General features: G+C 66.4%; 4 protein-coding genes. All 4 read right to left on the bottom strand.

Going from position 1 to position 3,420, the window contains the following annotated elements; translation table 11 throughout:
• Positions 1-184: 184 nt before the first annotated feature.
• Positions 185-652: a GNAT family N-acetyltransferase gene (locus DBV14_RS32060; RefSeq protein WP_124465944.1), complete on the bottom strand. Its 468-nt coding sequence runs from the start codon at positions 650-652 to the stop codon at positions 185-187.
• The gene (locus DBV14_RS32055; protein ID WP_124465942.1) at positions 649-1,140 is read right to left on the bottom strand and encodes a RidA family protein; all 492 of its coding nucleotides are present in this window, start codon (positions 1,138-1,140) and stop codon (positions 649-651) included. The genes DBV14_RS32060 and DBV14_RS32055 overlap by 4 nt, the downstream gene beginning before the upstream one ends.
• Before the next feature lie 109 nt (positions 1,141-1,249).
• Positions 1,250-2,353: an alkene reductase gene (locus DBV14_RS32050; protein ID WP_124465939.1), complete on the bottom strand. Its 1,104-nt coding sequence runs from the start codon at positions 2,351-2,353 to the stop codon at positions 1,250-1,252.
• Positions 2,354-2,447: 94 nt separating this feature from the next.
• Complete coding sequence (locus DBV14_RS32045; RefSeq protein ID WP_124465937.1) at positions 2,448-3,263, bottom strand: GntR family transcriptional regulator; 816 nt, start codon at positions 3,261-3,263, stop codon at positions 2,448-2,450.
• Between the last annotated feature and the right edge of the window lie 157 nt (positions 3,264-3,420).

The following is a 3,420-nucleotide window of genomic DNA, read 5'->3' as shown; positions in this document are numbered from 1 at the left end:
TGGTGTACCGCTGATCAACGACCACTCTGATGACGCTCACGCGGATGGTGTGCTCTGCGCAGCGAAATAAAGGAGGAGCGAAGCGGGGGACATTCGCGGAGCAGAGCACACCGTCGGCGTGAGCGTCGCCCTGAACAACGCTCCGCACGTATCAAAAAACGCGAGGAACAAAAGAGCAAAGGCGTCACCCCAGCCGCTTGCGAAGAAAGACCCGGGTACGTTGCTCAAGCACGAGCCGCTTGTATTCCACGTACCCGATGCGTTCGTACAGTGCGCGGTTCTCCGTCATCTTCTCGTTGGTGAACAGGTAAATCGAATCGTGACCCTGCCGCAGTGCTTCACCCTCCGCCAGCTCCAGCAACGCGCGGCCAACGCCTGTGCCCTGCTGCTGAGGCGACACCGCGATCACGTCGATCAGAAAGCCTTCGTCGGTGGTGTCGAGTACCAGTGCGGCTATCACCTGTGCCTGCTGCATCGCGACCCAGACCTGCGCGTTTGCAATCGCTGCGCCGTAGTCCTTCGTCATCGGGATCGGCGTGATGCCGAGGCGAGTGATGTAGATGCGAAAGGCTTCCCTGGCGCATGCGGCTACCCCATCGGCATCGGTGGCCTCCGCACGGCGCAATGTCCACGTGGCGGTGTCGTGGCTCATGCCGCGATTTCCACTTCGCCTTCGATCTCCACCGGGATGTTGAACGGCAATTCAGCCATGCCCACCGCGCTGCGCGCATGCGCGCCGATGTCCGGGCCGAAGACCTCGAGGATGAGGTCGGAAAAACCGTTGATCACCGCCGGCTGCTTGTCGAAGCCAGGGGCCGAAGCCACCATGCCGAACACGCGCGTCCATGCCGTGATGCGGTCCAGATCGCCCAGCGTGCGCTGAAGGTTTCCGAGCATTGCCAGGGCCGTCAGGCGCGCGGCCGTGTAGCCCTGTTCGACGTCGAGTTCGCGGCCCAGCTTGCCGAGCGGCGTCGCGATGGTGCCGTCGGCGTTGAGCGGGCCGTGGCCCGAGATCAATGCGCGCCGGCCACCGCCGGCGATGCGCACGAACTGGAAAGGCAACACCACGCCGGGCGGCGGCGTGATGGTGGGCGGGAGCACGAGGCCGAGTGCGGCCAGTCGTTGTTCGATGCGGGCCATGACGTTCTCTCCTGTCGTCGGAAGATGGATGCGTCGCCGCATCTTGCCATGGCCTTTCTCATCGCATTCGCGGGCCTGCAGGCGGCATTCCCGCAGCGCCGCGGCCTGCTCAGCCCAGTGCCGGGTAGTCCGTGTAGCCCTTGGCGCCGCCGCCGTACATCGTGGCCTTGTCGAGCTCGTTCAGCGGGGCGTTTTCGCGCAGGCGGCGCACCAGGTCGGGGTTGGAAATGAAGGGCTTGCCGAAGGCCACGAGGTCGTCGCCTTCCTTGACGGCTTCATCGGCCAGCGGACGGTCGTAGCCGTTGTTGACCATCCATGCACCCTTGCCGCCGGCTTCGCGGTAGGCGGCCTTCAGGGCTTCGTAGTCGAAGGGCCTGTCGGCAATTTCGCGCGGGCCGCCGGTGGCGCCTTCAATGATGTGGATGTAGGCCAGGTTGAGCTGCGCGAGCTGCTTCACCACGTAGGTGAACAGCGGCTGAGGGTTGCTGTCGTGCACGTCGTTGGCGGGCGTGACGGGCGACAGGCGGATGCCGGTCTTGCCGCCGCCGACCGCGTCGACCACGGCGCGCGTGGCTTCGAGCAGCAGGCGCGCGCGGTTCTCGATGGAGCCGCCGTAGTCGTCGGTGCGCTTGTTGCTGCCGTCCTTCAGGAACTGGTCGAGCAGGTAGCCGTTGGCGCCGTGCAGTTCCACGCCGTCGAAGCCGGCGGTCTCGACCGCGCTGCGGGCCGCCACGGCAAAGCCATGGACGATGCCGGGCAGTTCGCCGGCGTCGAGCGCGCGCGGCTCGGAGGTTTCGACGAAGGCCGGCACGCCGTCCTTGATGAGCACGGTCTTGGTCTTGGCGGTGATGGCCGAAGGCGCCACGGGCTTTCCGCCATCGGGTTGCAGTTCGGTGTGCGAGACGCGGCCCACGTGCCACAGTTGCACGACGATCTTGCCGCCCTTGGCGTGCACGGCGTCGGTCACGCGCTTCCAGGCGTCCAGCTGCTCGGTGCCGTAGAGGCCGGGCACATCGGAGTACCCCTGGCCCTGGTGGCTGATGGCGGTGGCTTCGGTGATCAGCAGGCCGGCCGTGGCGCGCTGGCTGTAGTAGGTGGCGGCGAGGTCGGGCGGGATCGCGTTGGGCGAGCGGTTGCGCGTCAGCGGCGCCATCACGATGCGGTTGGCGAGCTGGAGGTCGCCGGCCTGTACGGGGTCGAAAAGGGTGGACATCGTGTGAAAACAATGGGAGTGGAAACAGCGCGAAGGCTAAGCCCCCGGCCTCAACCCTGCTGTGACGGGGTTGTCCGGTTGGTGCTATGGCGGTTCAGGGCAGCGCCAGCGCCTCGGGGATCAGCGCGCCGTGGTAGTTGGCCCAGGTGTCGAACGGCATTTCGACATCGGACACGAAGCGGTCGCCCCGATACCAGAAGCGCCCGGCCAGCGCGATGCGGCCCTGGGTGTCGAAGATGCGGCGTTCCATGTGCGCGATGGGCGTGGCAAAGGAGCAGTGCAGGAACTGCGCGAGCAGCAGGTCGGCCGGCGCGACAGTCAGCGTCTGCTGCACCTTGTGCATGCGGTCGGCGGCGTATTTGTCGAGCAGGTAGGCGATCTTGTGCTGCTGCTCGCCATCGGGCGGAAAGAGCGCGTGAATCTCCGACGCCACATGGATCTCGACGAGGCAGAAGGGCTCGCCGCCGTGGACGTGGATCTTGCGGATGAAGGCGTAGTCGGGGTAGGTGGCGCCGCCGCGCACAAGGCCGTCGGGCAGCGCTTGCTGGCGTCGCTGTTCGAGGATGTCGAAGCGGATGTCGCGCGCACGCGGATCGTTGATGGCGTTGCGCAGCAGCGGGTCGGCGCCGGAAGAGGGCAGCGCGGAAACGAAGGTGCCGCGCCCACGCTGGCTGGTGATGAGCCCTTCGCGCGCCAGCACGCCATAGGCCTGGCGCACGGTGACTCGTGCGAGCTTGTAGTCGGTGGCAAGCTGGGCGACGGTCGGCAACTGTTGGCCGCTTTGCAGTTCGCCGTGCGTGATGCGGTGGCGCAGGACGCTGGCGAGCTGCAGGTACTGCGTGACGCCCGCGCCGTGTTCGCCGCCAATGGGGGAGGGCGAGGCGGGAGAAGACGGGGCGTGAACTGTCATGTCTGTTTTCTACTGCGCGTTGTGTTGTTGTGAGCTGCTGGGGTTCGGGAGCGGGATCGGGGTCATTCGGGGCGCGTGCGACTGACACCGGGTACTTCCCTCCGCGAATGTCCCCCGCTTCGCTCCTCCTTTATTTCGCTGCGGGAAGCACCCGATG

Source organism: Variovorax sp. KBW07 (assembly GCF_003852515.1).
Classification (GTDB): domain Bacteria; phylum Pseudomonadota; class Gammaproteobacteria; order Burkholderiales; family Burkholderiaceae_C; genus Variovorax.
The sequence above is the reverse complement of the archived record's forward strand: the minus strand, read 5'-3'. Positions and strand labels throughout refer to the sequence as shown.